This is a genomic window from Deinococcus aquaticus (genome assembly GCF_028622095.1).
Lineage (GTDB): Bacteria > Deinococcota > Deinococci > Deinococcales > Deinococcaceae > Deinococcus > Deinococcus aquaticus.
This window is the reverse complement of record NZ_CP115165.1, coordinates 2442300-2467494: the sequence shown is the minus strand read 5'-3', so window position 1 is coordinate 2467494 and position 25195 is coordinate 2442300. Positions and strand designations below refer to the sequence as shown.

The 25195-nt window shown below is 70.3% G+C and carries 22 protein-coding genes; 15 read left to right on the top strand and 7 right to left on the bottom strand.

The window, feature by feature from the left end; all coding sequences use genetic code 11:
• Positions 1–27: 27 nt before the first annotated feature.
• Positions 28–1230 (bottom strand): alanyl-tRNA editing protein, encoded by a 1203-nt coding sequence (locus tag M8445_RS11985; protein ID WP_273987980.1) that lies wholly within the window; start codon positions 1228–1230, stop codon positions 28–30.
• Between the two features lie 163 nt (positions 1231–1393).
• The gene (locus M8445_RS11980; RefSeq protein WP_273987979.1) at positions 1394–2566 is read right to left on the bottom strand and encodes an aminotransferase class V-fold PLP-dependent enzyme; all 1173 of its coding nucleotides are present in this window, start codon (positions 2564–2566) and stop codon (positions 1394–1396) included.
• 358 nt (positions 2567–2924) lie between these two features.
• Here M8445_RS11980 and M8445_RS11975 point away from each other — a divergent pair, with 358 nt between their 5' ends.
• Together M8445_RS11975 and M8445_RS11970 are read left to right on the top strand one after the other, a co-directional pair.
• Positions 2925–3773, top strand: coding sequence for a CAP domain-containing protein (locus M8445_RS11975; RefSeq protein WP_273987978.1), 849 nt, complete (start codon positions 2925–2927; stop codon positions 3771–3773).
• Between the two features lie 121 nt (positions 3774–3894).
• Complete coding sequence (locus tag M8445_RS11970; protein WP_273987977.1) at positions 3895–5235, top strand: FAD-dependent oxidoreductase; 1341 nt, start codon at positions 3895–3897, stop codon at positions 5233–5235.
• A gap of 129 nt (positions 5236–5364) precedes the next feature.
• Here M8445_RS11970 and serA read toward each other — a convergent pair whose 3' ends face one another.
• Entirely contained in the window at positions 5365–6999 is a 1635-nt protein-coding gene (gene serA, locus M8445_RS11965; protein ID WP_273987976.1) for a phosphoglycerate dehydrogenase, read from the bottom strand.
• Positions 7000–7299: 300 nt separating this feature from the next.
• Between serA and M8445_RS11960 the strand changes: the two genes are divergently transcribed.
• The gene (locus M8445_RS11960; protein ID WP_273987975.1) at positions 7300–8556 is read left to right on the top strand and encodes an Nramp family divalent metal transporter; all 1257 of its coding nucleotides are present in this window, start codon (positions 7300–7302) and stop codon (positions 8554–8556) included.
• Positions 8557–8727: 171 nt separating this feature from the next.
• Here M8445_RS11960 and aat read toward each other — a convergent pair whose 3' ends face one another.
• The gene (aat, locus tag M8445_RS11955; RefSeq protein ID WP_273987974.1) at positions 8728–9348 is read right to left on the bottom strand and encodes a leucyl/phenylalanyl-tRNA--protein transferase; all 621 of its coding nucleotides are present in this window, start codon (positions 9346–9348) and stop codon (positions 8728–8730) included.
• A 1-nt stretch (position 9349) separates the two neighbouring features.
• Positions 9350–9817 carry a PaaI family thioesterase gene (locus tag M8445_RS11950; RefSeq protein ID WP_273987973.1) on the bottom strand — a complete coding sequence of 156 codons (468 nt, stop codon included), beginning with the start codon at positions 9815–9817 and terminating at the stop codon, positions 9350–9352.
• A 116-nt stretch (positions 9818–9933) separates the two neighbouring features.
• Here M8445_RS11950 and recF point away from each other — a divergent pair, with 116 nt between their 5' ends.
• From recF to M8445_RS11890, 12 genes are all read left to right on the top strand, one after another.
• On the top strand, positions 9934–11064 hold the full coding sequence (recF, locus tag M8445_RS11945; RefSeq protein ID WP_273987972.1) for a DNA replication/repair protein RecF: 1131 nt from the start codon (positions 9934–9936) through the stop codon (positions 11062–11064).
• Entirely contained in the window at positions 11061–11936 is an 876-nt protein-coding gene (locus tag M8445_RS11940; protein ID WP_420704093.1) for a DciA family protein, read from the top strand. The genes recF and M8445_RS11940 overlap by 4 nt, the downstream gene beginning before the upstream one ends.
• A gap of 110 nt (positions 11937–12046) precedes the next feature.
• Complete coding sequence (locus M8445_RS11935; protein ID WP_273987971.1) at positions 12047–12757, top strand: MogA/MoaB family molybdenum cofactor biosynthesis protein; 711 nt, start codon at positions 12047–12049, stop codon at positions 12755–12757.
• Between the two features lie 24 nt (positions 12758–12781).
• Positions 12782–13687 carry a hypothetical protein gene (locus M8445_RS11930; RefSeq protein WP_273987970.1) on the top strand — a complete coding sequence of 302 codons (906 nt, stop codon included), beginning with the start codon at positions 12782–12784 and terminating at the stop codon, positions 13685–13687.
• A gap of 97 nt (positions 13688–13784) precedes the next feature.
• A complete protein-coding gene (truD, locus tag M8445_RS11925) occupies positions 13785–14876 on the top strand; it encodes a tRNA pseudouridine(13) synthase TruD (RefSeq protein ID WP_273987969.1) in 1092 nt (363 codons plus the stop codon).
• Positions 14873–15247, top strand: coding sequence for a hypothetical protein (locus tag M8445_RS11920; RefSeq protein WP_273987968.1), 375 nt, complete (start codon positions 14873–14875; stop codon positions 15245–15247). The genes truD and M8445_RS11920 overlap by 4 nt, the downstream gene beginning before the upstream one ends.
• A gap of 26 nt (positions 15248–15273) precedes the next feature.
• The gene (locus M8445_RS11915; protein ID WP_273987967.1) at positions 15274–15768 is read left to right on the top strand and encodes a DUF3293 domain-containing protein; all 495 of its coding nucleotides are present in this window, start codon (positions 15274–15276) and stop codon (positions 15766–15768) included.
• 6 nt (positions 15769–15774) lie between these two features.
• Entirely contained in the window at positions 15775–17745 is a 1971-nt protein-coding gene (locus M8445_RS11910) for an ATP-binding protein (RefSeq protein ID WP_273987966.1), read from the top strand.
• 358 nt (positions 17746–18103) lie between these two features.
• Positions 18104–19363 (top strand): ABC transporter substrate-binding protein, encoded by a 1260-nt coding sequence (locus tag M8445_RS11905; RefSeq protein ID WP_273987965.1) that lies wholly within the window; start codon positions 18104–18106, stop codon positions 19361–19363.
• A gap of 295 nt (positions 19364–19658) precedes the next feature.
• Positions 19659–20582 (top strand): carbohydrate ABC transporter permease, encoded by a 924-nt coding sequence (locus tag M8445_RS11900; RefSeq protein WP_273987964.1) that lies wholly within the window; start codon positions 19659–19661, stop codon positions 20580–20582.
• Between the two features lie 25 nt (positions 20583–20607).
• Positions 20608–21459 (top strand): carbohydrate ABC transporter permease, encoded by an 852-nt coding sequence (locus M8445_RS11895; protein WP_273987963.1) that lies wholly within the window; start codon positions 20608–20610, stop codon positions 21457–21459.
• A 315-nt stretch (positions 21460–21774) separates the two neighbouring features.
• Positions 21775–22935: a branched-chain amino acid ABC transporter substrate-binding protein gene (locus tag M8445_RS11890; RefSeq protein ID WP_273987962.1), complete on the top strand. Its 1161-nt coding sequence runs from the start codon at positions 21775–21777 to the stop codon at positions 22933–22935.
• 62 nt (positions 22936–22997) lie between these two features.
• Here M8445_RS11890 and pfkA read toward each other — a convergent pair whose 3' ends face one another.
• The gene (gene pfkA / locus M8445_RS11885; protein WP_273987961.1) at positions 22998–24041 is read right to left on the bottom strand and encodes a 6-phosphofructokinase; all 1044 of its coding nucleotides are present in this window, start codon (positions 24039–24041) and stop codon (positions 22998–23000) included.
• Positions 24042–24053: 12 nt separating this feature from the next.
• Complete coding sequence (gene rsmI, locus M8445_RS11880) at positions 24054–25061, bottom strand: 16S rRNA (cytidine(1402)-2'-O)-methyltransferase (protein WP_273987960.1); 1008 nt, start codon at positions 25059–25061, stop codon at positions 24054–24056.
• Positions 25062–25195 lie beyond the last annotated feature (134 nt).

Below are 25195 nucleotides of genomic sequence, written 5' to 3'. Positions count from 1 at the left end.
ACCAAGTTCCGGGGTGGCTGTGAACAGTCAGGCGGTGGCGAGGAGCGTTTCGCGGACGGCGCGCGTGAAAGCGGCGGTGTCCGGGGTGCTGCCCTGCGCGAGGTCGGGTCGGCCGCCGCCCTTGCCGCCGCTGGCGGTCAGGGCGGCGCGCAGCACCCCTCCGGCGTTCACGTCCGGGTTGGCACTGCCGATGCCCACGCGCCCCGCGTCGGTCACAGCGACCACGACCTCGCCGGGCTTCAGGTCGGTCAGGGCGGGCAGCAGGCCGGCCGGGTCGGGCAGCGTCACCGGGCGCAGAGTCACGGTTCCGTACGTCTCTGTGGGGGCGGCGTCCCGCAGGGTGCGGGCGTGCGCGGCGTGCAGGGCGTCCAGCTGCGCCTGCAGGGCCGCGTGGCTGTCGGTCAGGGCCTGCACCCGCTGCGGCACCTGCTCGACCGGCACGCTGAAGCCCACGGCCAGCTTCCGGGTGTCGGCGTACACGCCGCTCAGGTGCGCGGCGGCTTCCTCGCCCGCCATGAAGGTCACGCGGGTCACGCCGCCCCGCACGCGCTCGGTCCGCAGCACCACGACGGGCGCGGCCATGCCTGCGCGCGGGACGTGCGTGCCGCCGCAGGCGCTCACGTCGAACGGCTCGCCCTGTCCGTCACGGAAGATCACGAGGCGCACGTCCCCGCTGACCGTCGCATCTCGCCGCAACGGGTACTGGTGCAGGTCATGGTCCGGCACGACCGGCGTTTCGAGGGTCAGATCGGTGCGGCCCAGCGTGTCGCGCAGCAGCGCCTCGGCGGCCCGCACGTGCACCTCGGCCGGGTCGCCGCGCAGGTCCAGGGTGCATTCGGAGCCGGTCATGTTCACGGCGTCCACCGTGAAGGCCGGGTTCACGCGCACGAACGCCTGGGCCAGCAGGTGTTCGGCGCTGTGCCGCTGCGAGTGCAGCCAGCGACGCTCCGCGTCCACCTCGCCCGTGACGGTGGTGCCGACCGGAGGAACGTCGCCGTTCAGGGTGTGCCAGATCAGGCCGGTGGCCTTCTCCTTGCGGCTGTGCGTCACCGACGCCTGCCGCGCCTCGCCGCTTCCGTCCGTCCAGCGGAGAGAGCCGGTATCGGCCGCCTGACCGCCCGCTTCCGGGTACAGGGCCGTGGCGTCCAGCGCCACCTCGTGCTCGCGTGCGTGCGTGACCTGCGCGGTGAACAGCAGATCTTGACTGGTGTGGTACAGGGCGCGGGTCATGCCGGACAGGGTAAGGCACGCGGGAGGCGTCCCGGACGCAGCGGGCAGATCGCGGTGCAGATCCCCGTGTGATGCCCCGTTCGCGACGGGGCACAGTGTCCAACGTGAAACCGCCCCGGCTTCAGGCCAGGGCGGTTTCATGTTGGACTGATGGCTGCGGCGCTCAGCGGTTCAGGGCCTGCCACGCGGCGTTCACGGCGACGCCCCGCTCGAAGGACACGCCGAGTGCCGCGAAGGCGTCTTCCAGGATTCCGGCGATGCCGAGCGCGTCGTAACGGTCGGCATAGCCCATGGTGCTCACGCGGAACACGGTGTCCTCGTGGGGGGCCTGTCCCGGCAGGGCGCGCTGGCCCATCGCGGCCAGTTGCGCGGCCACCTGCCGGCCAGTCACGCCCGCCGGGGGCGTCAGGACTGCGACGGCCGGGCTGGTGCGCGGAGCCCAGGCGGGCGCGCCCAGCACGGTTCCGGCGGCGATCAGGGCGTCGGTCTTGCGGCGCTGCTCGGCCCACAGGACTTCCAGTGGCACGCTCAGCAGGCGGTCCAGGGCGGTGCTCAGCGCGTAGATCAGGTTGATGGCGGGCGTCTGCGGGGTACTGCCGGCCTTCTGCCCGGCCAGTTCGCGGGTCATGTCGAGGTAGAAGGCGTTGCCGGGATTCCGGATCATGCGCTGCTGCACCTCAGGGCTGAACAGCACGAAGCCCAGGCCCGGCGGGGTGGCGGTGCCCTTCTGGCTGCCGGAGACGATCACGTCCACGCCCCACGCGGCCGGGCGCAGTTCGGCCACGCCGTACGAGGTGATGCAGTCGGCAATGACGATCAGGTCCGGGTTCTGGGCCCGGGCGGCCTGCGCGATGGCCTGCAGGTCGTGCAGGGCGCCGGTGCTGGTCTCGCTGTGCGTGATCAGCAGGGTGTGCGCGCCGCGCGCGGTGTCCGCGACTTCCTGCGGGTCGAGCACCTCGCCCCAGGGCCGGGCCACGATGTCCGTGTCGTACCCGAAGCGCTGCGCCATCTCGCCCCAGCGTTCGCTGAACTTGCCGGCCTGCGCGTTCACGACCCGCGCGCCCGCCGGGGTGGTGCTCAGCAGCGCGCCCTCGAACGCGCCGGTGCCGCTGCTGGTCGTGATGACCGCGTCGTAGGGGTCACCCAGCAGCTGCGAGAGTTTCGCGCGCGCTTCCATCAGTTTGTCGATGCCGGCCTGGGCGCGGTGGTGCATCTGCGGCTGCGCCAGCTGGGCCAGCACGTCCGGCGCGACCTCGACGGGGCCGGGGGCGATCAGGCGCGCGCGGTTCAGGGGCGTGTGGTCCGGCGTGTGCTGCGTCGGGGATGCGTCGCTCATGCCCAGCATGGTAGCCCCCCCAGCCGGGTGCCGGGCGGCGCTGTGCAGCGGAGTACCGCGCCGGTACCGGAAGCGGCGGCCCGCGCGTTCCCCCGGTGGGTGCACACCCGACGAACGTGAGAATTCGCATGCTTGAGCGGCAGATTGTGAGGACACCGTGCGGTTCTCATGATGTAGTGGTCTGAAGATGTTGAGACTCCCCTCACCCAGGTGGCCCCTGCGTTCCGTCGCCCCCTCCGCTGCCCCTTCCGACGCTCCCTCCCCTGCCGGCTCATCCCTTCCCTTCACGCGCGCCGCTGTCCTGTGCGCCGCCCTGACCGGCCTGCCTCTGGGCACACCCGCCAGCGCCCAGGCGACGGTGCCCCTCCCAGCGGCACCCATTGGCACGCCACCGGCTCCGGGCAGCGGGCCCGGCGTCACCCTGCCCGGCGGCGCGGTCCTGAGCCCCGATCAGGTCATCAACACGGCTGACCTGTTCGCGCACCTCGTGCAGTCGGACTTTCTCAGCTGCGGCCAGCAGGCCCAGCGCGACCCGGCCCTGGACGCCGTGGCCGCCAGGGTCCTGCGGGGCTTTCCGCTGAAGAACGAGCTGGGTCAGGCCCGCTACCCCGCCAAACGCTGGGCGAGTTTCACGCTGGCGAAACTCGGGAAGGCCCGGCCAGTGGCCGACGCCCTAGCCAACCAGTGCGGGCACCGCATCGGCTTCAGCCGTTACGGGGTGTCGGTGCAGGACGGCCGCGCCGCGCTGGTGTACGTGCAGCCTGCCCAGATCGAGGCCAGCGACCCCCACGAATGGATGGTGCGGTTCATGAACATCACCAACGAGGCCCGCCGTCAGGGGCAACGCTGCGGGGACCAGCTGTTCGGCACGACCGGCCCGCTGGTGTGGGACCAGACTCTCGCCAGCAGCGCGCAGATGCACGTGAACGACATGATCCGCCTGAACTTCCGGGGGCACGTGAATCCCGAAACCGGCAGCGAACCCCCGCAGCGCGCCCAGCAGAGCGGCTTCACCGGAACGCTCGTCGGAGAGAACGCCGCGTACAACGTCCTGACGCCCGAGGAGGCCCTTCAGACCCTCATCGACAGCCCCGGCCACTGCCGCACCCTCATGAACCCCGACTGGACCTCGTTCGGGGCGGCCATGGGCAACGGCACGCCCAGCACCACCTTCACCACGTACTGGGTGCAGGACTTCGGCCGCTGAGCCAGGGGGCCGGTGGTGGGTGACAGCGTGCGCGCGACCTGACCGCCCGTACCAACCCCACCTGCTCCCTCATGAAGGCCGCCGATATGGCTGCTGGGTGGGGAGCGGCTACGCTGCGGGCATGCGAATCGTGATTGTGGGCGGCGTGGCCGCTGGGATGAGTGCGGCCAGCCGGGCGCGGCGGTTCAATCCGGACGCGCAGATCGTGGTGTTCGACCGGGGCGAGTACGTGAGTTACGGCGCGTGTGGGTTGCCGTACGTGATCGGCGGTGAGGTCGAGGACTTCGGTGATCTGGTGGCGCGCACGCCGGAGCAGATGCGGGCGCGGGGCATCAGCGTGCGCACGCAGCAGGAGGTGACAGGCGTGGACGCGCGGGCCGCGACGGTCACCGTTCTGGACCGGGAGGCGGGGCGCACGATGACCGAACCGTTCGACCGGCTGCTGCTGGCGACCGGGGTGTCGGCGGTGCGGCCCGCGTGGGCGCAGACGGACCTGGGGGGCGTGCACGTGCTGCGTGACATTCCGGACGGGCAGGCGCTGGAGGCGAGCGTGGCGGGCGCGCGCCGGGCATGCATTATCGGCGGCGGGTACATCGGGCTGGAGCTGGCCGAGGCGCTGCGGGCGCGGGGCCTGAGCGTGGTCCTGCTGGAGCGGGGTCCGGAGGTGGCGGGCCGCATGCTGGACCCGCAGTTGCAGGCGCAGGTCCGTGAGGAACTGGAACGTGGCGGGGTGGACGTACGCTGCGGCGTGACCGTGGAGGGCCTGACCGGCACCGGGCGCGTGACGGGCGTGCAGACCGACGCCGGGCTGGTGCGGGCAGATCTGGTCGTCGTGGCGGTGGGCGTGAAACCGAACGTGGAGCTGGCGCGGGCGGCCGGGGTGCGCCTGGGCAAGACGGGCGCAGTGGCCGTGAACGCCCGGCAGGAGACGAACGTGCCGGGCATCTACTCGGCCGGGGACAACACGCAGAGCACGCACCGCGTCACGCGCCGCAGCGTGCACATTCCGCTGGGCCTGCCCGCCAACCGCATGGGGCGCGTGGCGGGCGTGAACATGGCCGGTGGGAACGCCCGCTTTCCCGGCGTGGTCGGCACGGGGATCTTCAAGACCTTCGAGCTGGGCGTGGCCCGCACCGGCCTGACCCAGACCGAGGCGGAGGAACTGGGCCTGAACGCCGTGAGCGTGGACGTGACCAGCACCGACCACGCCGGGTACCACGCGAGTTCCCGGCCCATTCACGTGCGCCTGACCGGCGAGAAGGGCACGGGCCGCCTGCTGGGCGCGCAACTGCTGGGCCGCAATCACCTGAGCGTGAAGCGGGTGGATGTGGTCGCGGCCCTGCTGGGCACCCGCGCGACCGCGCAGGACCTGTTCGACGCCGACCTCGCCTACGCTCCGCCGTTCAGTGGCGTGTGGGACGTACTGCTGGTCGCCGCCGACCGCCTGCACCGGCAGCTCTGAACTTCAGCGGGGCCACGCAGCCCGGACCACAGCAGTTTCAGAACACAGAAGCCCCAGCACACAGAAAAGGGGGCGAACCCGATCGGGCCGCCCCCCTCACGCTGCGCTGTTACTCAATCGGGGTCCGTTTCAGGCGCGGACCATGTAGGCGCTGTCGATCACGTCGAGTTCGCGGACCTGCGCGAGTTGCGCCGGGGTCAGGGCGTCGTCGAGGGTCAGGGTGAACAGGGCCTGCCCGCCCTTCTCGGCGCGGCCGAGGGCCATGCCGGCGATGTTCACGCCCCAGGTGCCGAGCAGGGTGCTGAGTTTGGCGACCGCGCCGGGTTTGTCCTGGTTGCTGGCGATCAGGATGTTGCCTTCGGGTTCGAGTTCCACGCGGAAGTCGCGCAGGCGCGTCAGGCGGGGGTTCTTGCCGAACACGGTGCCGCCCACGGTGCGGGTGCGTTCCTTCTCTCCGGCCTGCCCGCCCGTGATCTTCACGATCACCTCGGTCTGGTAGTCGGGGCTGTCGGCCTGCTCGCGGATGGCGATGTTCACGCCGCGTTCGCGGGCCAGGGCGCGGGCGTTGATCATGTTGGGCGTCTCGTCGGTGCTGCCGCTCAGGTACCCGACCAGGACGCTGGTGACGACCGGGGCGGGGTCGGCGGGGAATTCGCCGCGGAAGGTGACTTCCACGTCGTGCGCGCCGGGCAGCAGTTGCGCGAGGATGCGGCCCAGTTTATCCCCGAGTTTCAGGTAGCCGCCGAGGGCCTCCATGGTCTTGGCGTCCAGGGCGGGAGCGTTCACGGCGCCCTTGCTGACGTCGCCGTGCAGGGCGTCGAGGACGCGGGAGACGATCTCGGCGCCGACGCGCTCCTGCGCCTCGAAGGTATTGGCGCCCAGGTGGGCGGTGATGCCCAGGTTAGGGGCGTGCAGGAAGATGTGCCCCGGGGTGGGGGGTTCGTCCACGAACACGTCCACGCCGGCGGCGAACAGGTGGCCGCTGTGCAGGGCGTCCACGAGGGCCTGTTCGTCGATGATGCCGCCGCGCGCGGCGTTCACGGCGATGGCGCCTTTCTTCAGGCGGGCGAGTTGCTCGGCGCCGATCATGCCGCGCGTCTCGTCGGTCAGGGGGGTGTGCACGGTGATGGCGTCCACCTGGGCCAGCAGGTCGTCGAGGGTCGCGGCGCGTTTCACGCCGAGGCGTTCGAATTTGCTGTCCGGGACGTGCGGGTCGTACGCGACGACGTTCATGCGCAGGCCCTGGGCGCGGTCGGCGACGATTGAGCCGATGCGGCCGAGGCCGACGATGCCCAGGGTGCGGTCCTTGAGTTCCTGACCCAGGTACTTGCGGTCCCACTCTCCGGCGCGGGTTTTGCGGTCGCTGCGGGTCAGGCCGCGCGCGGCGGCCATGAGGTGCATGACGGCCAGTTCAGCGGCCGAGACGTTGTTGCTTTCCGGGGCGTTCAGGACCAGCAGGCCGCGCAGGCTGGCGTAGTCCAGGTCGATGTTGTCCACACCCACGCCGCCGCGCCCGATGACTTTCAGGCGGGGTCCGGCCGCGTCGATGAGTTCCCGGTCGACCTTGGTGCGGCTGCGGGTGATCAGCGCGTCGTAGTCGGGCAGGCGGCGCAGGGTCTCGGCGCGGTCCATGTTGCCCTGGTAGTCGATCTGGAATCCGTCGTGTTCCAGGTTGCCGGGGTTCATCTCGTCGCAGATCAGGACGCGCAGGGTGTCGGTGCGGTCTGCCTGGGTCGGAGGGGTGGGGGTGGCGGGTGCGGTCATGCCCTTGAGGGTAAGCGCCCGGAGGGGGTGGGGGGCGCGACTTGGCTAGGAGGTGGGGGCTGAGGGGGCAGCGGAGGGGCGGCAGTGGGGGCGGCGCGGGGGTTGGGCCTTTCTTGATGCTGTGGGGTCGTGGGCAGGGCGGGCCGTGCCAGGACTGGACTTTATTTTTAGGCATGCCTAAGATGCGGCATGTCGTCCCCCCCGCCCGCCCCCGATTCATCCCACCCCGGCGGCGCACCGCCCACCCCTACCACACCCGTCACAGCCACACCCGGCGCTCCCACTTCCCTGGACGACCGCATGAACGCCCGCGCCTCCGCCATCCTCGAACAGCGGGGCGGCAAGCGCGGCCTGGCCCGCATCCTGCCGTTTCTCGGGCCGGCCGTCATCGCCTCCATCGCGTACATGGACCCCGGTAACTTCGCCACCAACATCCAGGGCGGCGCGCAGTTCGGGTACGGCCTGCTGTGGGTGATCCTGGCCGCCAACCTGATGGCCATGCTGATCCAGAACCTCAGCGCCAAACTGGGCATCGCCACGGGTAAGAACCTGCCGGAAGTCATCCGGGAACGCTTCCCGCGCCCCGCCGTGTGGCTGTACTGGGTGCAGGCGGAACTGGTCGCCATTGCCACCGACCTCGCCGAGTTCATCGGGGCGGCCATCGCCATTCAGCTGCTGACCGGCCTGCCGCTGATCTGGGGCGCGGCCATCACAGGCGTTCTGACGTTCTGGCTGCTGACCATCCAGCGCCGCGGGTTCCGCCCGCTGGAACTCGTGATCGGGGGCTTTGTGGCCATCATCGGCGTGGCGTACCTCACGCAGTTCGTGCTGGCGCGGCCCAACCTCGCGCAGCTCGGGGCGGGCTTCGTGCCGTCCTTCCAGGGCGTGGACAGCGTGTACCTCGCGGTGGGCATCATCGGCGCGACCGTCATGCCGCACGTCATCTACCTGCACTCCGCGCTCACGCAGGGCCGCGTGCCCACCCGCAACGACCAGGAAAAACTGCGCCTGAGCCGCCTGAACCGCGTGGACGTGATCGTCTCCATGGGCGTGGCCGGGCTGATCAACATGAGCATGCTGGCCGTGGCCGCCGCCACCTTCTACGGCAAGGGCATCGAGGACGCCGGGAACCTGGAAACCGCGTACCGGACCCTGACGCCCCTGCTCGGCCCGGCCGCCGCGACCGCCTTCGCCATCGCGCTGCTCGCCAGCGGCCTGAGCAGCAGCGCCGTGGGCACCATGGCCGGGCAGGTGATCATGCAGGGCTTCGTGAACTTCAGCATTCCGCTGTGGCTGCGGCGCACCGTCACCATGCTCCCGGCGTTCATCGTGATCCTGCTGGGCCTGGACCCCACCAGCGTCCTGATCCTGTCGCAGGTGATCCTCAGTTTCGGCGTGCCCTTCGCCCTGATTCCCCTGCTGGCCTTCACCGCCCGCCGCGACATCATGGGCGTGCTGGTCAGCCGCCCGCACGTGACGGCGCTCGGGTGGCTGTTCGCGGGCATCATCATCGCCCTGAACGGTTACCTGCTGTGGGGCGCCCTGACCGGAGGGTGACCGGGGGCTGTGGGGTCAGCACTTCCCACACCCCTTATACGGACTCCGTCTGTTTCGTTAACAACCCGGGACAACACCGAGTTGCCAGCTCCACGTCCGGAATCCGCTTTGCTCCCACTCGCGTCCGCTCGGATGGAACGGTTTTTGCAAACCATTCCATCGGAGTCCGCATTACAGGCTGACGTTCAGGGGCAGGGCCGCGCCCAGCAGCGCGCCGTACGTGTCGCTGTCAACTTCCCGCACACCGAGCGTTTCGATGTGCGGGTTCTGAATCTGGGCGTCCAGCAGCGTGAACCCGCGCGCGTGCAGGTGCGCGGCCAGGAGAATCAGCGCGGCCTTGCTGGCGTTCGTGACGCGGTGGAATTTGCTCTCGGCAATGAACGCGCCGCCCAGCGCGAGGCCCAGGACACCCCCGGCCAGCTGGCCACCGCGCCAGACCTCGAAGGAGTGCGCCAGTCCCTGCGCGTGCAGGTGCGTGTACAGGTCCGCGAGTTCGTCGCTGATCCACTCGCCGTCGCGGGCGGGGCTGCCCGGCAGTTCGCCCCGGCACCCGGCGACCACCTGCGCGAAGGCGGTATCCACGCGCGGCTCGAAGTGCTTCAGTTCGCGGCGCAGGCGGCGGGGCACGTGCAGTCCGTCCGCCTCGGTCAGCGGGAGGACGGCGCGGCCCTCGACGGAGTACCACTGCAGGCCGTCGCCGTTGTCCATCAGGAATGCGCCCCCGGCGTAGTTGCGGGCAACCTCGCGGGTCAGGGGGTCCGGGTGGGTCAGGAAGGTGCGCGCGGCGGGCAAGTCACTCGCCTGCCGGGGCGGGTTTCGGGTACAGGACGGCCTGCGTGCAGCGGAACAGCGCCATGAGTTTGCCGTCAGGCGCGCGGACCTCGGCGTCCCAGACCTGCGTGGTGCGCCCGGCGTGCACGTTGCGGGCCTCGCAGGTGACGGTGCCGTCGCGGGCGGTGCCCAGGTGGTTGCTTTTCAGTTCGATGGTCGTGAACGAGTGCGCGCCACTGGGCAGCAGGATGCGCGTGCCGTACCCGCAGGTGGTGTCGGCCAGCGCAATGACGCTCGCGGCATGCAGGAAGCCGTTCGGGGCGAGCAGTTCGGGGCGGATGGTCAGTTCGCTGCGCAGCAGGCCCCGTTCGGCGTGCGTGAACCGGACGCCGATCAGGCCCGGCAGGCGGCCCGCGCCGAACGCGTTCAGGGACTCCAGGCTGGGCAGTTCTGGGGTGGGCAGTTCAGGTGTGGGGGCGGAGTCACTCATGCCGCCCAGCGTACCGTGCCCGCCCGCGCCCCCGCTTTCCGCTGCCGCTTTCCCATCAGGCACGCTCCTGTGACCGGCGCCTCTGTGCCTGAACGCCGGCGCTCTAGAATGGTCGGGTGCGTCTTGATTCGTTGTCCACCCTGAACTACCGGAACCTCGCGCCGTGCACCCTGGCGTTTCCGGCAGGCGTGACGGGTGTGTTCGGCGAGAACGGCGCGGGCAAGACCAACCTGCTGGAAGCCGCGTACCTCGCGCTGACCGGCCTGACGGACGTGTCCCGCCTGGAGCAACTGGTGCAGCAGGGCGAGACCGAGGCGTACGTGCGCGCCGACCTGGAAAGCGGCGGCAGCCTGAGCGTGCAGGAGGTCGGACTGGGGCGCGGGCGGCGGCAACTGAAACTGGACGGCGTACGCGTCCGCACCGGGGACCTGCCGCGCGGCAGCGCCGTGTGGATCCGCCCGGAGGACAGCGAGATGGTGTTCGGGTCACCGTCCGGGCGGCGCGCGTTCCTGGATTCGCTGCTGTCGCGCCTGAGTGCCCGCTACGCCGAGCAACTCTCACGCTACGAGCGCACGGTGTCGCAGCGGAACGCGGCCCTGCGCGGCGGCGAGGAATGGGCCATGCACGTGTGGGACGAGTCGCTGGTGCGGCTGGGCACCGAGATCATGCTGTTCCGCCGCCGCGCGCTGGTCCGCCTGAACGAACTGGCGGCCGAGGCGAACGCCGCGCTGGGCAGCCGCAAGACCCTGACGCTGTCCCTGACGGAATCCACCACGCCCGAAACGTACGCGCAGGACATGGGGTCGCGCCGCGCCGAGGAACTCGCGCGCGGGAGTACCGCGACCGGCCCGCACCGCGACGACCTGCTGCTGACGCTGGGGGACTTCCCGGCCAGCGAGTACGCCAGCCGGGGCGAGGGCCGCACCGTGGCGCTGGCGCTGCGGCGAGCGGAACTGGAGCTGCTGGCCGAGCGCTTCGGAGAGCGGCCGGTACTGCTGGTGGATGACTTCTCGGCGGAACTGGACCCGGTGCGGCGGTCGTTCCTGCTGGAACTGGCGGCCAGCGTGCCGCAGGCGATCGTGACCGGCACCGAGCGCGCGCCGGGCGCGGCCCTGACGTTGCGGGCGCAGTCGGGCCGCTTCACGCCGGAAGCCGGGCCGGACCTGCCTGAGCCGGAGCTGCCTGAGCCTGAGCTGGCCGAGGCTGAACTGGCCGACGTGCCAGACGTGGCCGGGGTGGGCGCGTGACGCGTGGCCGCCGCCTGAGCGGCCCACGCCAGATGGGCGAGTTGATGGGCGCGACGCTGGGCACCGCCCGGATCGCGCGCGGCATCGAGCGGGCGCGCGCCATCCTGATGTGGCCGCAGGCCGTCGGGCCGGAAATCGCGCGCATCACGCGGCCCCGCACCCAGCAGGGCGGCACGCTGTTCGTGGAAGTCCGTGACAGCGCCACCGCGCACCACCTGAGCATGCAGCGCCACCATTTCATGAAGGCCCTGAACGCCCTGATTCCGGAGAAACCCATCAGCGAGATCCGTTTCAGCGTGGGCACGGTGCGCGGCCCCGAGGCGGCCGTGCCGACGCCCGCGCCGCTGCCCGCCCCGGACCGCGCGCGGGCGCGGCAACTGGTCGAGGGCGTGCAGAGCGAACGCAGCCCCGAACTGAAGGGCGCGGCGCTGCGGGCGGCCGAGGCGATCACCCGCGCCCGCCGCTGGCGTGAGGAGCAGGGCTGGCGGCCCTGCCCGGTGTGCGGCGAGGCCAGCCGTGAGCAACCCTGCCGCGCCTGCCTGCTGACCCTGGACGACCCGAACGTGCGCCGCGCCGCGCGTCTGCTGCAACGATGGCCCGAGCGGCTGCCCGAACTGCGCGGAACGCTGGGCGACAGCGGGGCCGGCGCGGCCCGGCACCTGGCGCTGCAACAACTGACGGGGCAGCTGGACCTGCTGGCGCTGGAGTGCGTGCGCAGCGGCCAGGAGGACGGGTACCGCGAGTTCCTGGCGCAGCAGGCCGACGTGTTCATGGCCCTGACCCGGCGCTGCACGCGCGCGGAGTTGCGCCGCGTGGACCGCGCCCTGCTACCCGACAGTGCCCGCAACGTCCTGAACGCCGGGCCACTCTGAAGCCGGAGCAGCCCTGAAGCCAGGGCCAGTGGCGGGGCACCCGTTCCGGGGGGGGCGCCTGCGTGAGAACCGCTCCTTTTCTCCGGCGGGGACGGGGTAGGCTGGTCGGCATGACGGACCTTCCTCCCGGCACGCCTTCCACCCCTGCTCCGGACAGCGCCAGCACGCCGCTCGATTCTGCGGGACAGCACCGGAAGCACGGCGAGCGGTCCGTGCGCGTGGCGGTCCTGACCGTCAGCGATACCCGCACCGAGGAGACCGATACCAGCGGGCAGTACCTGCTGAGCGAACTGCGCGCGCAGGGGCACGAGGTGGTCGGGTACCGGGTCGTGAAGGACGACGCGGTGCACATCCGCTCCAGTCTGGTGGCGTTCGCGCGTGAGGCGACGGTGGTGCTGTCCACCGGCGGGACGGGCATCACGGGGCGGGACGTGACGGTGCCGGTCGTGGAGTCCATGATCACCAAACCCATTCCGGGGTTCGGTGAGCTGTTCCGCATGCTGTCGTACCAGCAGGTGGGGGGCGCGGCGATGCTGTCGCGGGCGGTGGCGGGGCTGGTGCGCGGCTCGGTGGTGTTCGCCATGCCGGGCAGCCTGAACGCCGTGAAGACCGCCTGGGAGGGCATCCTGCGTGACGAGATCGGGCACCTGGCGTTCGAGGTCGAGCGGCACGGGCAGCCGGGCGTGCTGAGTGCCCCGCCCGCGCCTCTGCCGGAGGCGGGCGCGGCCCTGCCGCCGGCGCCGCAGCCGGGTGCTGGGGGTGGCGTGGCGGCCGGGCTGGGCCGTCACCGCAAGGGTGGGCAGGGGAATGACCGGTTCTGAACGCGGCGCCGGGGGCGCCCACCCGTGCTGAACGTCGGCCTGCTGGACGTCGGGGCGGGCCTGAGCCCACTGCTGGCGGCGGCGCTGGCCCTGCTGGGCGCGTACTGGCTGGTGCGGGTCGGCCGGGCGGCCCGGCGTGGCCTGACCCCCAGGGGGGCGTGGTGGGCGGTGCCGGGGCTGCTGCTGATGCTGCTGGCCCCCCTGCTGGACGTACCGGCGCTGTTCGGGGTGGGGGCGGCCCTGCTGCTGCTGGCCGAGTACCTGCCCGCTGCGTTCGTGCCGGCCACGTTCGTGCGGTCACCGGGGGTCGGAACGGACGATGCGTGGGACGGCGGCGCATGGCGGTCCGGCGCGGCGCTGTCGGGGGCAGGGCCGTCCCGGCGGGCAGGTCCGGCCTGGGACCGGCTGGGCTGGCCGCTGGTGGGCCTGACCCTGGGGACCGGGCTGCTGCTGGCCCTGCGGGACCCGGCGCACCTGAACCCGCTGACGCTCAGCGTGACCGTGGCGGCGCTGCTGGTGGCCGGGGCGGGCCTGCTGACGGCGCTGGTGCCGGCGCGTTCGCGGTCGGCGGCGCCGGGTTTCGATTCTCACGCGCGCTGGCAGACCCGCTGGAATCACGCGGTCACGCCGGACTGGCCGGACCTGAGTGTCACGCTCAGCGAGCGGGGCGCGCACCTGCGGAACGTGTCGGGGCGGCCGCTGCGGCTGGCCGGGTGGTCCCCGGCGGGCATGAACGCGTGGCTGCCCGTGCGGGCCGTGTCGGGCGAGCCGCTGCTGGAACTGCGTGACGGCCAGGAGGCGCTGCTGCCCGTCACGGCGCAGGACCGTGGGGTGCGTGTCTGGTACGCGCCGGTCCGCGTGGACGGCGCGCACCTGTTCCGCGCGGACTGGACTCCGCCGGCCGACGCCGGGAACCGCGTCCTGAACTGACCCGCCCTCTGATTGACCGGCCTTCAATCCGGGCGGTGCCGGGGGCCGGTCCGGGAACGCTGAGGAGTTTTTCACGTCCGCCGGGAAATCTCGGGATATGGTGGGCAGCATCGTGAGTCTGGTGTTTGACTGGTCGGCGCTGCGGGCGCTGACGGAAGGCCCGGGAACCGGCGGAACGCTCCGTCAGGAACCCGGTGATTTCCGTGTGGATGAAGTGCCTCTGTACGTGCCGTCCGGTGAGGGCGAGCACCTGTACCTGCAGTTCGAGAAGACCGGGCACACGACCGCGCACGTGCTACGCGAACTCGGTGAGCAGGTCGGCGTGCGTGACCGCGAGGTGGGCGTGGCTGGCCTGAAGGACCGGCACGCCGTGACCACCCAGTGGATCAGCCTGCCGCAGAAGTACGAGGCGCGCGTGCAGAACTTCGCGCTGGACGGCGTGCGGGTGCTGCAACTGACCCGGCACGGGAACAAGCTGGGCATGGGGCACCTGCGTGCCAACCGCTTCTCGGTGCGGGTAAGGGACGCGGCGGGCCACGCCGGGCAGGCCGGGCAGACGCTGGAGCTGCTGGCGGCGCAGGGCGTGCCGAATTACTTCGGGCCGCAGCGGTTCGGGCTGGGTGGCCTGAACGCCGAGGAGGGCCTGCGGGTCGTGCGGGGCGAGTCGCGCGTGCGTGACCCGCGCGTGCGACGGTTCCTGACGACGGCGCTGCAGAGCGTGGTGTTCAACGGGTTCGTGAACCTGCGCCTGGAACGCGGGGTGTTCACGGGCCTGCTGGCCGGGGACATGGCCAAGAAACACGATACTGGCGGCGTATTTCAGGTCGAGGACGCCGAGCAGGAATCTCCGCGTGCGGCGCGGGGCGAGGTCAGCGCGACCGGCACGCTGTTCGGCAAGAAGGTCAAGCCCCTGACGCTGGACGCCGGGGCGCTGGAGCAGGAGGCGCTGTCGGCGCTGGGCCTGTCCGCCGACCTGTTCTCGTCGCGCAAGGGCGACCGCCGCCTCACGCGCGTGTTCCCCGAGGATGTCAGCGTGAGTCCCGAGGACGACGGCTTCACGGTGTCGTTCACGTTGCCGCGCGGCAGTTTCGCCACCAGCGTGCTGCGGGAAATCATGAAAACCGACGTGGACGCCGCCTCTCCCCTGCTACCCGACGACGAAGCGGGCGACCTGGAGGACGCCGAGTGACCCGCGCGCTGCGGGCGTCCGTGCTGGCCCTGACGGCCGCCGCCGGCCTGAGCGCCGGGCAGGCGGCCGTGCGGCCCCTGACCCTGAAACCCTCGCACGGCGGGGCCATCCTGATCGGGACGCTGAACGTGCAGCGCCCCGACGAACTGACCGGCGTGTGGAGCAGCCTGGGCCGTGCCCGCCTGCTGCGCTGCCTGCCGAACTGCGAGGTCGTGCAGGCCATCCCGGTGCCCGGCAGCCTGAACCTCAACGATTCTGGCGGGTACCGCGTGGTGCTGGGCGGGAACTTCAAGGCCGGGCAGAAGATCAGTCTGGTCCTGCGGTACCGCAACGCCCAGATCGTGAACCTGAACGCCACCGTCGGGTACTGAACCGGGTGCGGCCCCCGGCAGGCGGCGTGTGGCCCGACCCGGCCCTGCGGGCGGCCTTCCGCGCCACGCGGTACGGACCGCCGGGCGCGCGGGTGGCCCTGACCGGCAACGGCCCTGCGCCCGCCCTACTGGGGTCGCTGTCGGGGTCGCTGCCGGACTGGACGGCCGGACGCTGGGCCATCGTGACCGCCTGGAACCCGTGGGGGCAGATGCAGCCCCGGGCACGCAACGACGCGGCGCACACCGCACTGCTGGCGCAGGCCACGGCCTGGGCAGGCGCACCCGACCGCACCGTGCTGGAGGCCCTCAACGGCGAGGGCGAGTGGCGGGAGCCGTCGTTGGTCCTGCGCGGCCCGTCGCTGCGGGAGGCGGCGCGGCTGGGCCTGGCTTTCGGGCAGGCCGCCGTGCTGTACGGCTGTGGTCGCCGGGCCGCGCTTGTGTGGTTGCCGCCCGGTGCGGAATCGGTGCCGGTCGAGCGGGTGTGGCTGCGGGCCGTGCCGGCCGGGCGGGATGTATACTGATCGATTGTGACGCTGGACGCTGCTGACGCCATTTCGCCGCTGGGGGTGCTGCCTCTGGCGGGGCCGACGTGTATTCATCTGCCCCTGAACGTCTCTCCGCAGGACCTCGCGCGGTACGCGGTGGGGCTGGCGAACGCGCGGGGCGGCACGGTGCTGGTGGGCGTGGACGTGCTGGACCTCCCGGCCGCCGAGCGGGACGCGGGCGAACTGCACCCGCTGATGGTCACGCACGCGATCTTCGAGCTGTCCGGGGGTCGCCTGACCGTGAACGTGCAGCACCACCGTCTGCCGGGGGGCGCGCGGGTGCTGGCGGTGTTCGTGCCGCAGGCTCCGTACGTGCTGGCCGCGCCGGACGGTTCGGTGATCGCCTGGGACGGCGCGCATCTGGTGCCGGTCACGCCCAGCGAGGCGGAACCGGTCGCGGATCAGGATTTCACGGCGGTCGTGCCGCCCGACGCGTCCCTGGCGGACCTGGACCCGTCCGAGGTGGCGAGGCTGCGGGCGCTGGGGCGCCGGGCGAGTGCGTCGAACCTGCCGGACCTGGATTTCCTTCAGGAACTGGGGCTGCTCGTTCCCAGTGGCGGGGCGCTGCGGCCCACGCTGGCGGCCATCCTGCTGGCGGGCACGCCGGCGGCGCTGCGGGCGCACGTGCCGCAGTCCGAGGTGTGCTTCTACCACCACCAGAACAGCGACGTGGAATTCCAGTTCCGGGAGGACCTGCTGCGGCCCATTCCGGCGCTGCTGACCCGGCTGGCCGAACTGATTCAGGCGCGTAACCGCTTCACGCCCGTGCAGGTGGGCCTGTTCCGGATCGAGGTGTGGGATCAGGACGAGGCCGTGTACCGCGAGGCGCTGCTGAACGCGCTGACCCACCGGGATTACACGCTGCGCGACGCGGTGCACGTGCATCACTTCCCGGACCGGCTGGAGATCATGAACCCCGGCGGCCTGCCGGGCGGGATCACGCCGGGGAACATCCTGCGCCACCAGCCCAAGCGCCGCAACCCGCTGCTGGCCGAGGTGCTGGCGCGCCTGGGGCTGGTCGAGCGGGCGGGCGTGGGCGTGGACAAGATGTACTCGCTGATGCTGCGGCACGGGAAGGAACCGCCGGAGTTCACGACGTACCCGGATTCCGTGACGCTGGCGCTGCACTCGCCGGGTTTCGACGCGGAATTCGTGCGGTTCGTGGCGCGCAAGCAGGAGGAAATGCAGACGCTGTCGCTGGACGTGCTGATCGTCCTGAGCCTGCTGGCCCGTGAGGGCGAGGCGACCCGCGCCGCCCTGGCCCGCGCCCTGCAACTCCCGGAGGACCGCACGCCCCGCCTGCTGCGAGGCATGGAGGACCACGCGCTGATCGTGAAGGCCGGCGTGGGGCGCGGCATCGCGTACATCCTGACGGACGAGGTGCGCCGCGCGCTGGGCCGCGAACGCCCCATCCCCAGCGCTGCGCAGCAGACCGCCACGCCTCAGACCCCTGAGCCCCAGCCTGCCGCGCAGGTTGAACCGCCTGGGGAACGCCCCCGCCCGGAATGGACTGCGCCAGAGCGGACGCTGCCGGAATCCGGCTCACCCGGCCTGCCTGAAGTCGGGGTGCAGCCGGTCAAGGTCAGACCCGCCGCCGACCGCGTGGAGGGGACGCAGACGGACCAGCCGGCCGCCACCCAGGCGCAGGCTCAAGCACAGGGGCAGGGTCAGGCTGTGGAACAGCCGCCGGTACCCGCCGGGCCGTCACGCCGTAAGGCCCGGTCTGCTGCGCGTGAGCCGCGTGATACCAGTGGGCCCAGCGCCGCCGAGATTCGCGCGATTGCGCTGGCCTTGGCCCGTGAGCGGGGCCGCGTGCGGAACGTGGATCTGCGCGAGGCCTGCGACCTCAGCACGCAGCAAGCGTGGCGGACGCTGCGGCGACTGGTTCAGGACGGCCTGCTGCGCAAACTGGGGACCGGCACCCGTGACGCCGCGTACGAACTGCGCCACTGATCCGGGTTGGGTAGGTCAGGTTTCCGCCTGTGGTGCGGCGCTGAGGTTTGCGAAGTGGGACGCTGCGCGCTTGCGCTGAAAGGCCAGAAACTTTCCAATTGTAAGATTTTTCAGGATCGGTCTTTATGAAGCCGGCCATGTGGAATGCTGTCCAGATCAGGCGTTTTTGCCGTTCTACGCAGCCTTCTTCTGTTGTTTCGGGTGGGGTCCCCCCCCGTTTCTGGATCGTTATTGGAACTGTTTCCATTGACAGGTCTTCACCGGGCATGTAACCTTGCGTTACCTGAAGTTAATACACGTGGAACCGCTTCCCAGATGAAGCGGGCTGGGCCTGTCCAGCACCCACCAAGGGGGATGCATGAAGAAAGCTATTGCACTCGTGAGCCTGACCGTCGCCATCGCCGCCACCAGCAACGCCAGCGCCGTCACCGTCACCCTCGCCTGCGGAACCGTCGGCCAGGAACTTCAGCTCTGCAAGGACGGCGCCGCGCGCTGGGCCAAGAAAACCGGCAACACCGTCAAGATCTTCGAGAGCCCCAACCTGACCAACGACCGCCTGGGCCTGTACCAGCAGCAGCTGGCCGCCAAGAGCAGCGACATCGACGTCTACCAGCTGGACGTCGTGTGGCCCGGCCTGCTGGCCCAGCACTTCGTGGACCTGAAAGGCAAGGTGCCCGCCGCTGAAGTCAACGCTCACTTCAAGGGCATCGTCGACGCCAACACCGTGAACGGCAAACTGGTCGCCATGCCCTGGTTCACCGACGCCGGCCTGCTGTACTACCGCACCGACCTGCTCAAGAAGTACGGCTTCAGCGCCGCCCCCAAAACCTGGACGGAACTGGCCCTGATGGCCAGCAAGATCCAGGCCGGCGAGCAGAAAACCAACAAGTCCTTCGCCGGGTACGTGTGGCAGGGCAAGAACTACGAAGGTCTGACCTGCGACGCCATGGAGTGGCTGGTCTCCTTCGGCGGCGGCACCATCGTCGACAGCACCGGCAAGATCACCATCAACAACGCCCAGGCCGCCAAGGCCCTGGATACCGCCGCCAGCTGGATCAAGACCATCAGCCCCGCCGGCGTCACGACCTACGGTGAAGAGGAAGCGCGCGGCATCTTCCAGTCCGGGAACGCCATGTTCATGCGCAACTGGCCCTACGCCTGGGCGCTCGGCCAGGGCGATGACAGCAAGGTCAAGGGCAAGATCGGCGTGGCGCCCCTGCCCAGCGGCGGCAGCCGCAACGCCGCGACCCTCGGCGGCTGGCAGCTCGGCGTGAGCACCTACAGCAAGAACCAGGCCGCCGCCATCGACCTCGTGCGCTACCTCTCCGGCCCGGCCGAGCAGAAGATCCGCGCCATCGAGGGCACGTACAACCCCACCATCCAGACCCTGTACAAGGACAAGGACATCCTGAAGGCCAACCCCTTCTTCGGCAGCCTGTACAGCGTGTTCACGAGCGCCGTCGCGCGCCCCTCCGGCCCCACGAAAGGCAAGTACAACCAGGTGTCGCAGGCCTTCAGCACTGCCGTCAGCGACGTCCTGAACGGCAAGATGAAGGGGCAGGCCGCCGTGGCCAAGCTCTCGACCGACCTGGCCCGCATCAAGGGTCGCGGCTGGTAAGCGTTCACCACCCGGCCGCGTTCAGGCCGGTGTGGGTCAGGGGGGACGCCCGCGTATGGGCGTCCCCCCTTTCTCTGAGTCCTGCTGACCGCCAGTCCGCACCCGCAGCTTGGGCGAATCTTCACTGTGACTCAACTTTCTCTCACGGCACGTACACTGCCTTCATTCATTCACCGGAACACTCCGGTTGTCGGCAGCGGGTCAACCGGGGCCGCCGATCAATGCCCGCACTGCGCCCGGCCCGCCTGGACACCCGCACCGTTTCTGAACACGTGCCGAAGGAGGCTTCCCGATCATGACCGTGAATACTGCACCGAAACCCACCAAGACCCGTGGCATCGAGACGGCCCGCGCCCGGCAGGCCTTCTGGCTGCTGCTGCCCACCCTGATCGCCATTGCGCTGGTCGCCGGGTACCCGCTGTACCGCACCATCTATTTCTCGCTGTTCGAGGCGAACCTGACCAGCCCGGATCAGCGGACGTTCATCGGCCTGGAGAACTTCTGGTTCACCACCGAGGACGGTATCGCGCTGGGCTTCCTGCAGGACCCCAAGTGGTGGGGCGCCGTGAAGAACACGCTGCTGTTCACGGTGGTCTCCGTGTTCCTGGAGACGGTGTTCGGGATGATCATCGCGCTGGTCGTGAACAGTGCGTTCAAAGGGCGCGGGTTCCTGCGCACCGCCATGCTGGTGCCGTGGGCAATCCCCACGGTGGTGTCGGCGCAGATGTGGGCGTACCTGTACAACGATTCCTTCGGGCTGATCGGGCGCGGCGTGCTGGGTGGTCAGGCGGTCCTGGCGAACACCGACAGCGCCATCTGGGCACTGATCGCCGTGGACGTCTGGAAGACCACGTCGTTCATGGCGCTGCTGATCCTGGCGGGCCTGCAGAGCCTGCCGAGCGACATGTACGAGGCGGCCGACATGGACGGCGCGAGCAAGTGGACACAGTTCTGGCGCCTGACGCTGCCGCTGCTGCGCCCGGCGCTGCTGGTGGCGCTGGTGTTCCGTAGCCTGGACGCCCTGCGCGTGTTCGACGTGATGTCCGTGATGCTGGGGAACGTGAACGCCGCCAGCACCAGCATGACCGGGTACGCGCGGCAGGCGCTGATCGACAATCAGCTGCTGGGCATGGGGAGCGCTGTCAGCGTGGCGGTGTTCGTGATCATCATGGTGATCGTCGTGATCTACGTGACGGCCTTCCGCGTGAAGTTCGACTGAGTCTGCCAGCCGAGGAGGTGAGCACATGAACCTGAAAAGCAAGAATCCCGCCCTGTACTACCTGCAACGCGCCGCGTTCTACCTGCTGGTGATCGTGATCGGCGTGTATCTGCTCGCTCCGTTCGTCTGGGCGGTCCTGACCAGCCTGCGTTCGCCCGGCGACCTGTTCCTGGCACCCGCGCAGTTCATCGCGGCCAAGACCACCTTCAACAACTACACAGAGGTCTTCGCCAATCCGAACTTCCAGCGGGGTCTGGTGTACTCGCTGATCGTGGCGGTCGGCTCGGTCGCCATCAGCCTGCTGCTGGGGGCGTTCTCGGCGTACGCGCTGGGGCGGTTCCGGTTCAAGGGCAAGAGCATCGTCATGTACGTGATCCTGGCGGTCAGCGTGTTCCCGCAGATCGCGGTGCTGTCGGGTCTGTACACCCTGATCAACAACTTCGGGCTGTACAACAACCCGCTGGGCCTGATCCTGTCGTACCTGATCTTCACGATTCCGTTCACGGTGTGGGTGCTGACCAGTTTCGTGCGGGACATTCCGGGCGAACTGGAAGAAGCGGCGCTGGTGGACGGCGCCAGCCCGTTGCAGACGCTGTTCCTGGTGCTGTTCCCGGTGATGATGCCGGCGCTGGTCACGACGGGCCTGCTGGCGTTCATCAACGCCTGGAACGAGTACCTGTTCGCGCTGACGTTCACGAGTACCAACCGCACGGTGCCGGTCGTGATCGCGAACTACTCGGGGGCCACGCAGTTCGATCAGCCGTGGGGGCAGATCATGGCCGCCAGTATCGTGGTGACGATCCCGCTGATCATTCTGGTGCTGGTGTTCCAGCGCAACATCGTGTCCGGCCTGACCGCCGGGGCTGTCAAGGGCTGATCCAGCCGGGCGGTTCGTAACTCAGGGCGGCGGGGGCCGCGCGATCCGGGAAGATTCCTGTGACGCGCGGCCCCCGCCGCCCTGCTGGCTGGCCCGCTCTGCTTCTGTCTACTTTTCAGACCTTTAAATGGCGCTGGCACGTCCTGAGGCGGCTTTTGCCGCCCCTGGACGCACCGCGACCTGTGTAGACACCCGGCCCGCCACGGGGCCGTATCTGGCTGGACATCCTCCGGTCAGCCGTCAGGGCCGGCCTATCCTCGAACGGCGACGGACCCGCTTCACCCTCCGGTCCGCCAGACAAGAGGAGTTCATACCATGCCTGCTTCCACCCGCTTCACCATGACCCTGGCCGCACTGCTGCTCGCCCAGAGCGCCGCGCACGCCCAGCAGACCACCATCAAGATCGCCACCCTCAGCCCGCTGTCCGGGTCCATCGGGAACCTGGGCACGCAGGTCCGCAACGGCACCGACCTCGCCATCCGGGAGGCCGCACCAGACTTCGCGAAACTGGGCCTGAAACTGCAACTCGTTCCCTTCGACGATCAGGCCGACCCCGCCACCGGCACCGCCGCCGCCCGCAAGATCGCCGCCGACCGGCAGATTCTGGCCGTGATCGGCGCTCTGAACAGCGGCGTGACCATTCCCGCCAGCGCCGCGCTGCAGAGCAGCCACGTGGTCATGGTGAACTCGAGCAGCACCGCCAATCAGGTCACGGACCGGGGCCTGAAGAACGTCAACCGCATCGTGCCGCGCGACGACGCGCAGGGACCCGCCGGGGCCAGCTTCATCCGGGGCACCCTGAAGGCGAAGAAGGTGTACATCCTGAACGACAAGACCGCGTACGGCGAGGGTCTGGCCGCCGAGGTGGAACGCAGCCTGAAAGCGGCCGGCGTGAAGGTCATCGTGAACGAGGGCACCGAGGAGAAGGCCGACTTCTCCAGCGTGGTCGCCAAGATCCGCCTGCAGAAGCCCGACGCCATCTACTTCGGCGGGGTGTACAACCAGGTGGGCGTCTTCCTGCGGCAACTGCGCGGCGCGGGCATCACCGCACCACTGGTGGGCGGCGACGGCCTGGACAGCGGTGAGTTGATGAAGATCGCCGGGGCAGGCGCCACCAACGTGTACTTCACGACGACCGCCGCGCCGGTCGAGTCCCTGCCGGCCGCCAGGGCCTTCGCCGCGTCGTACCGCAAGGCCTTCGCAATGGCCCCGCAGGGCTTTGCCATGTTCGGGTACGACGCCGCCCGCGTCGCCCTGCGCGGCATCCTGAGCGCCGCGAAGGCCGCCGGGAAGGCCCCCACCCGCCAGCAGGTAGAAACGGCCGTCCGCAGCGGCACGTACAGCGGTCTGCTGTCCGGCACGGTCGCGTTCAACTCGGTCGGGGACCGCCGCGCCGCCAACCTGTACGTGATGAACGTCACGGCCGGTAAGACGAAGCTCAGCACGACCGTCAGTGTGAAAGCACCCGTCAAGTGAACCCCTGACCAGCAACGCGCCGCCTGGAACTGTCCGGCGGCGCGTTGCTGGTTGCAGGGCGATCAGATGCTCAGGGTCTTGGCGCAGCGGTACAGGTCGCGGCTCACGTCCTTGCGTTTCTCCCAGGTGTCGCTGAGCGGCACGTACGCGATCCCGTGGTTCTGACGGCCGATCATCACGTCGCTGCGGCCTTCCATCAGCGCGTACACCGACGCCTCGCCCAGGCGGCTGGCCAGCACGCGGTCGCTGCTGACGGGGCTGCCGCCCCGCTGGATGTGACCCAGGATGCTGACGCGGGTTTCCATGCCCGTGCCCGCCTGGATGGCGTCGGCCACGCCCTGCGCGCCGCCCGGGTACCCTTCCGCCACGATGATGATGCTGCCGGTCTTGCCCTTGGCGACGCTCTGCTTGACGACGTCCACGACGCAGCTGACGTCCTTGGCGTCCTCGGGAATGAAGACTTCCTCGGCGCCTCCGGCCACGGCGACGTCCAGGGCGATGTGCCCGGCGTGGCGGCCCATGACCTCGATCACGAAGATGCGTTCGTGGCTGGCCCCGGTGTCGCGGAGTTTATCCACGGCGTCCAGGGCGGTCTCGACAGCCGTGAAGTACCCGATGGTGTGGTCGGTGCCGTACAGGTCGTTGTCGATGGTGCCGGGCAGGCCGATCACGGGAATGCCGTGCTCCTGCTGCAGGTAGTGCGCGCCGTGGAAGCTGCCGTCGCCACCAATGACGATCAGGCCGTCCACGTTCCAGTCGCGCAGGTGCTGCGCGCCGCGCGCGCGGCCTTCCGGGGTGCGCCAGGTGTGGCTGCGGGCGGTCAGGAGGATGGTGCCGCCGCGCTGGATGGTGTTGGCCACGTCGCGCGGCCCGAGGATCTGCAACTCGCCGCGGTGCAGGCCGGAGAAGCCGCGGCGCACGCCGACGACCTCGATGCCCTCGAAGGTGGCGGTGCGGACGACGGCGCGGATGGCGGCGTTCATGCCGGGGGCGTCGCCGCCGCTGGTCAGGACGGCGATCCGGCGCACGCCGCTGGGGTTGGGGTGGCGGGTGGGTTCAGCGGTGAGGGCATCGTTGGGGGCGGCGGGGGTGTGCTGGTCGGTCATAGTGGCCTCGTTTCATGGGCGGCGTGACGGCGGACCGGCCTGGGTGCCGGTTGCCTGTAACGCCAGAGCATATGCGTCATTCTTACGCAAACCCTGCGAAACGAGAAGATCACGTATATCCCTGACCCCCAGCCCAGTGGCGGCCCAGGTCTGCGCCTGCCCCAGGTGATCGACCTGCGCGGCCTCGGCGGCCCGCTCGGCGTCGCTGCGGCCCGCGACGACCACAGCAATCTCGCCGCGCACGCCGCCGCTGAAGTGCGCGGCCAGTTCGGTCAGGGTGCCGCGCGCCGTTTCCTCAAAGCGCTTGCTGAGTTCGCGCGTGACGCTGGCCGCGCGCGTTTCCCCGCACGCCTGCGCGAGGTCCAGCAGCGTGGCGTGCAGGCGGTGCGGGCTCTCGTACAGCACGCTGGTTTCCGCGCGGGCCGCCACGGCCGCCAGCCGCTCCTTGCGTTCCCGGCCACTGCGCGGCAGGAAGCCCTCGAAGGTGAAGCGCCCGCCGGGCAGGCCCGACAGGACCAGTGCGGGCACGAAGGCGGTGGCGCCCGGCAGCACCTCCACGGGAATGTCGGCGGCCACGGCCGCCTGCACGAGTTCCGCGCCCGGGTCGCTGATGCCGGGCGTACCGGCGTCACTGACGTACGCCAGACGCGGGTACTTTTCGAGCACCTGCGGCGCGCGGCGCATGGTGTGCGCGTCCAACCTCACCAGCGGCTTACGGATCCCCAGGTGCGTCAGGAGTGCCCCGGTGCGGCGGGTGTCCTCGCAGGCGACCGCGTCGGCAGCCCGCAGGACGTCCAGCGCCCGCAGCGTGATGTCACCCAGGTTCCCGACAGGGGTGGGCACCAGCCACACGCGCGCCCCGTCCGGGATGCTCACAGGGCTGAAGTCGGTCTCCGGGGCGGTCTCCAGGTCTGGTTCCAGATCCGGTTCCGGCTGCGTGGCCGGGTCACCGTGCAGGTCGGGCTCCGGGTGAGGCTGTCCGTGCAGGCCAGAGTACGGATCGGTGTGCGGGTCACTCATTGGCCGGTTCGGCTCCCTGCCGCAGCGGGCCGGTCAGCACGTGCCCCAGTTCGCTGGCGGCGCTGCTGGCCCGCTCGCCCAATTGACTGGCCTGCTGGCTGGCCTGCGAGCCAATCTGCGCGGCACGTTCCGTG

Excerpts from the sequence above, each read along its gene's own strand:
- serA (WP_273987976.1), bottom strand. The coding sequence starts at position 6,999 with ATGACCGCACCCGCCACCCCCACCCCTCCGACCCAGGCAGACCGCACC.
- M8445_RS11970 (WP_273987977.1), top strand. The coding sequence starts at position 3,895 with ATGCGAATCGTGATTGTGGGCGGCGTGGCCGCTGGGATGAGTGCGGCC.
- M8445_RS11950 (WP_273987973.1), bottom strand. The coding sequence starts at position 9,817 with ATGAGTGACTCCGCCCCCACACCTGAACTGCCCACCCCAGAACTGCCC.
- M8445_RS11905 (WP_273987965.1), top strand. The coding sequence starts at position 18,104 with ATGAAGAAAGCTATTGCACTCGTGAGCCTGACCGTCGCCATCGCCGCC.
- M8445_RS11890 (WP_273987962.1), top strand. The coding sequence starts at position 21,775 with ATGCCTGCTTCCACCCGCTTCACCATGACCCTGGCCGCACTGCTGCTC.
- M8445_RS11895 (WP_273987963.1), top strand. The coding sequence starts at position 20,608 with ATGAACCTGAAAAGCAAGAATCCCGCCCTGTACTACCTGCAACGCGCC.
- pfkA (WP_273987961.1), bottom strand. The coding sequence starts at position 24,041 with ATGACCGACCAGCACACCCCCGCCGCCCCCAACGATGCCCTCACCGCT.
- M8445_RS11900 (WP_273987964.1), top strand. The coding sequence starts at position 19,659 with ATGACCGTGAATACTGCACCGAAACCCACCAAGACCCGTGGCATCGAG.
- M8445_RS11985 (WP_273987980.1), bottom strand. The coding sequence starts at position 1,230 with ATGACCCGCGCCCTGTACCACACCAGTCAAGATCTGCTGTTCACCGCG.
- M8445_RS11935 (WP_273987971.1), top strand. The coding sequence starts at position 12,047 with ATGACGGACCTTCCTCCCGGCACGCCTTCCACCCCTGCTCCGGACAGC.
- M8445_RS11980 (WP_273987979.1), bottom strand. The coding sequence starts at position 2,566 with ATGAGCGACGCATCCCCGACGCAGCACACGCCGGACCACACGCCCCTG.
- truD (WP_273987969.1), top strand. The coding sequence starts at position 13,785 with ATGGTGGGCAGCATCGTGAGTCTGGTGTTTGACTGGTCGGCGCTGCGG.
- rsmI (WP_273987960.1), bottom strand. The coding sequence starts at position 25,061 with ATGAGTGACCCGCACACCGATCCGTACTCTGGCCTGCACGGACAGCCT.
- M8445_RS11960 (WP_273987975.1), top strand. The coding sequence starts at position 7,300 with ATGAACGCCCGCGCCTCCGCCATCCTCGAACAGCGGGGCGGCAAGCGC.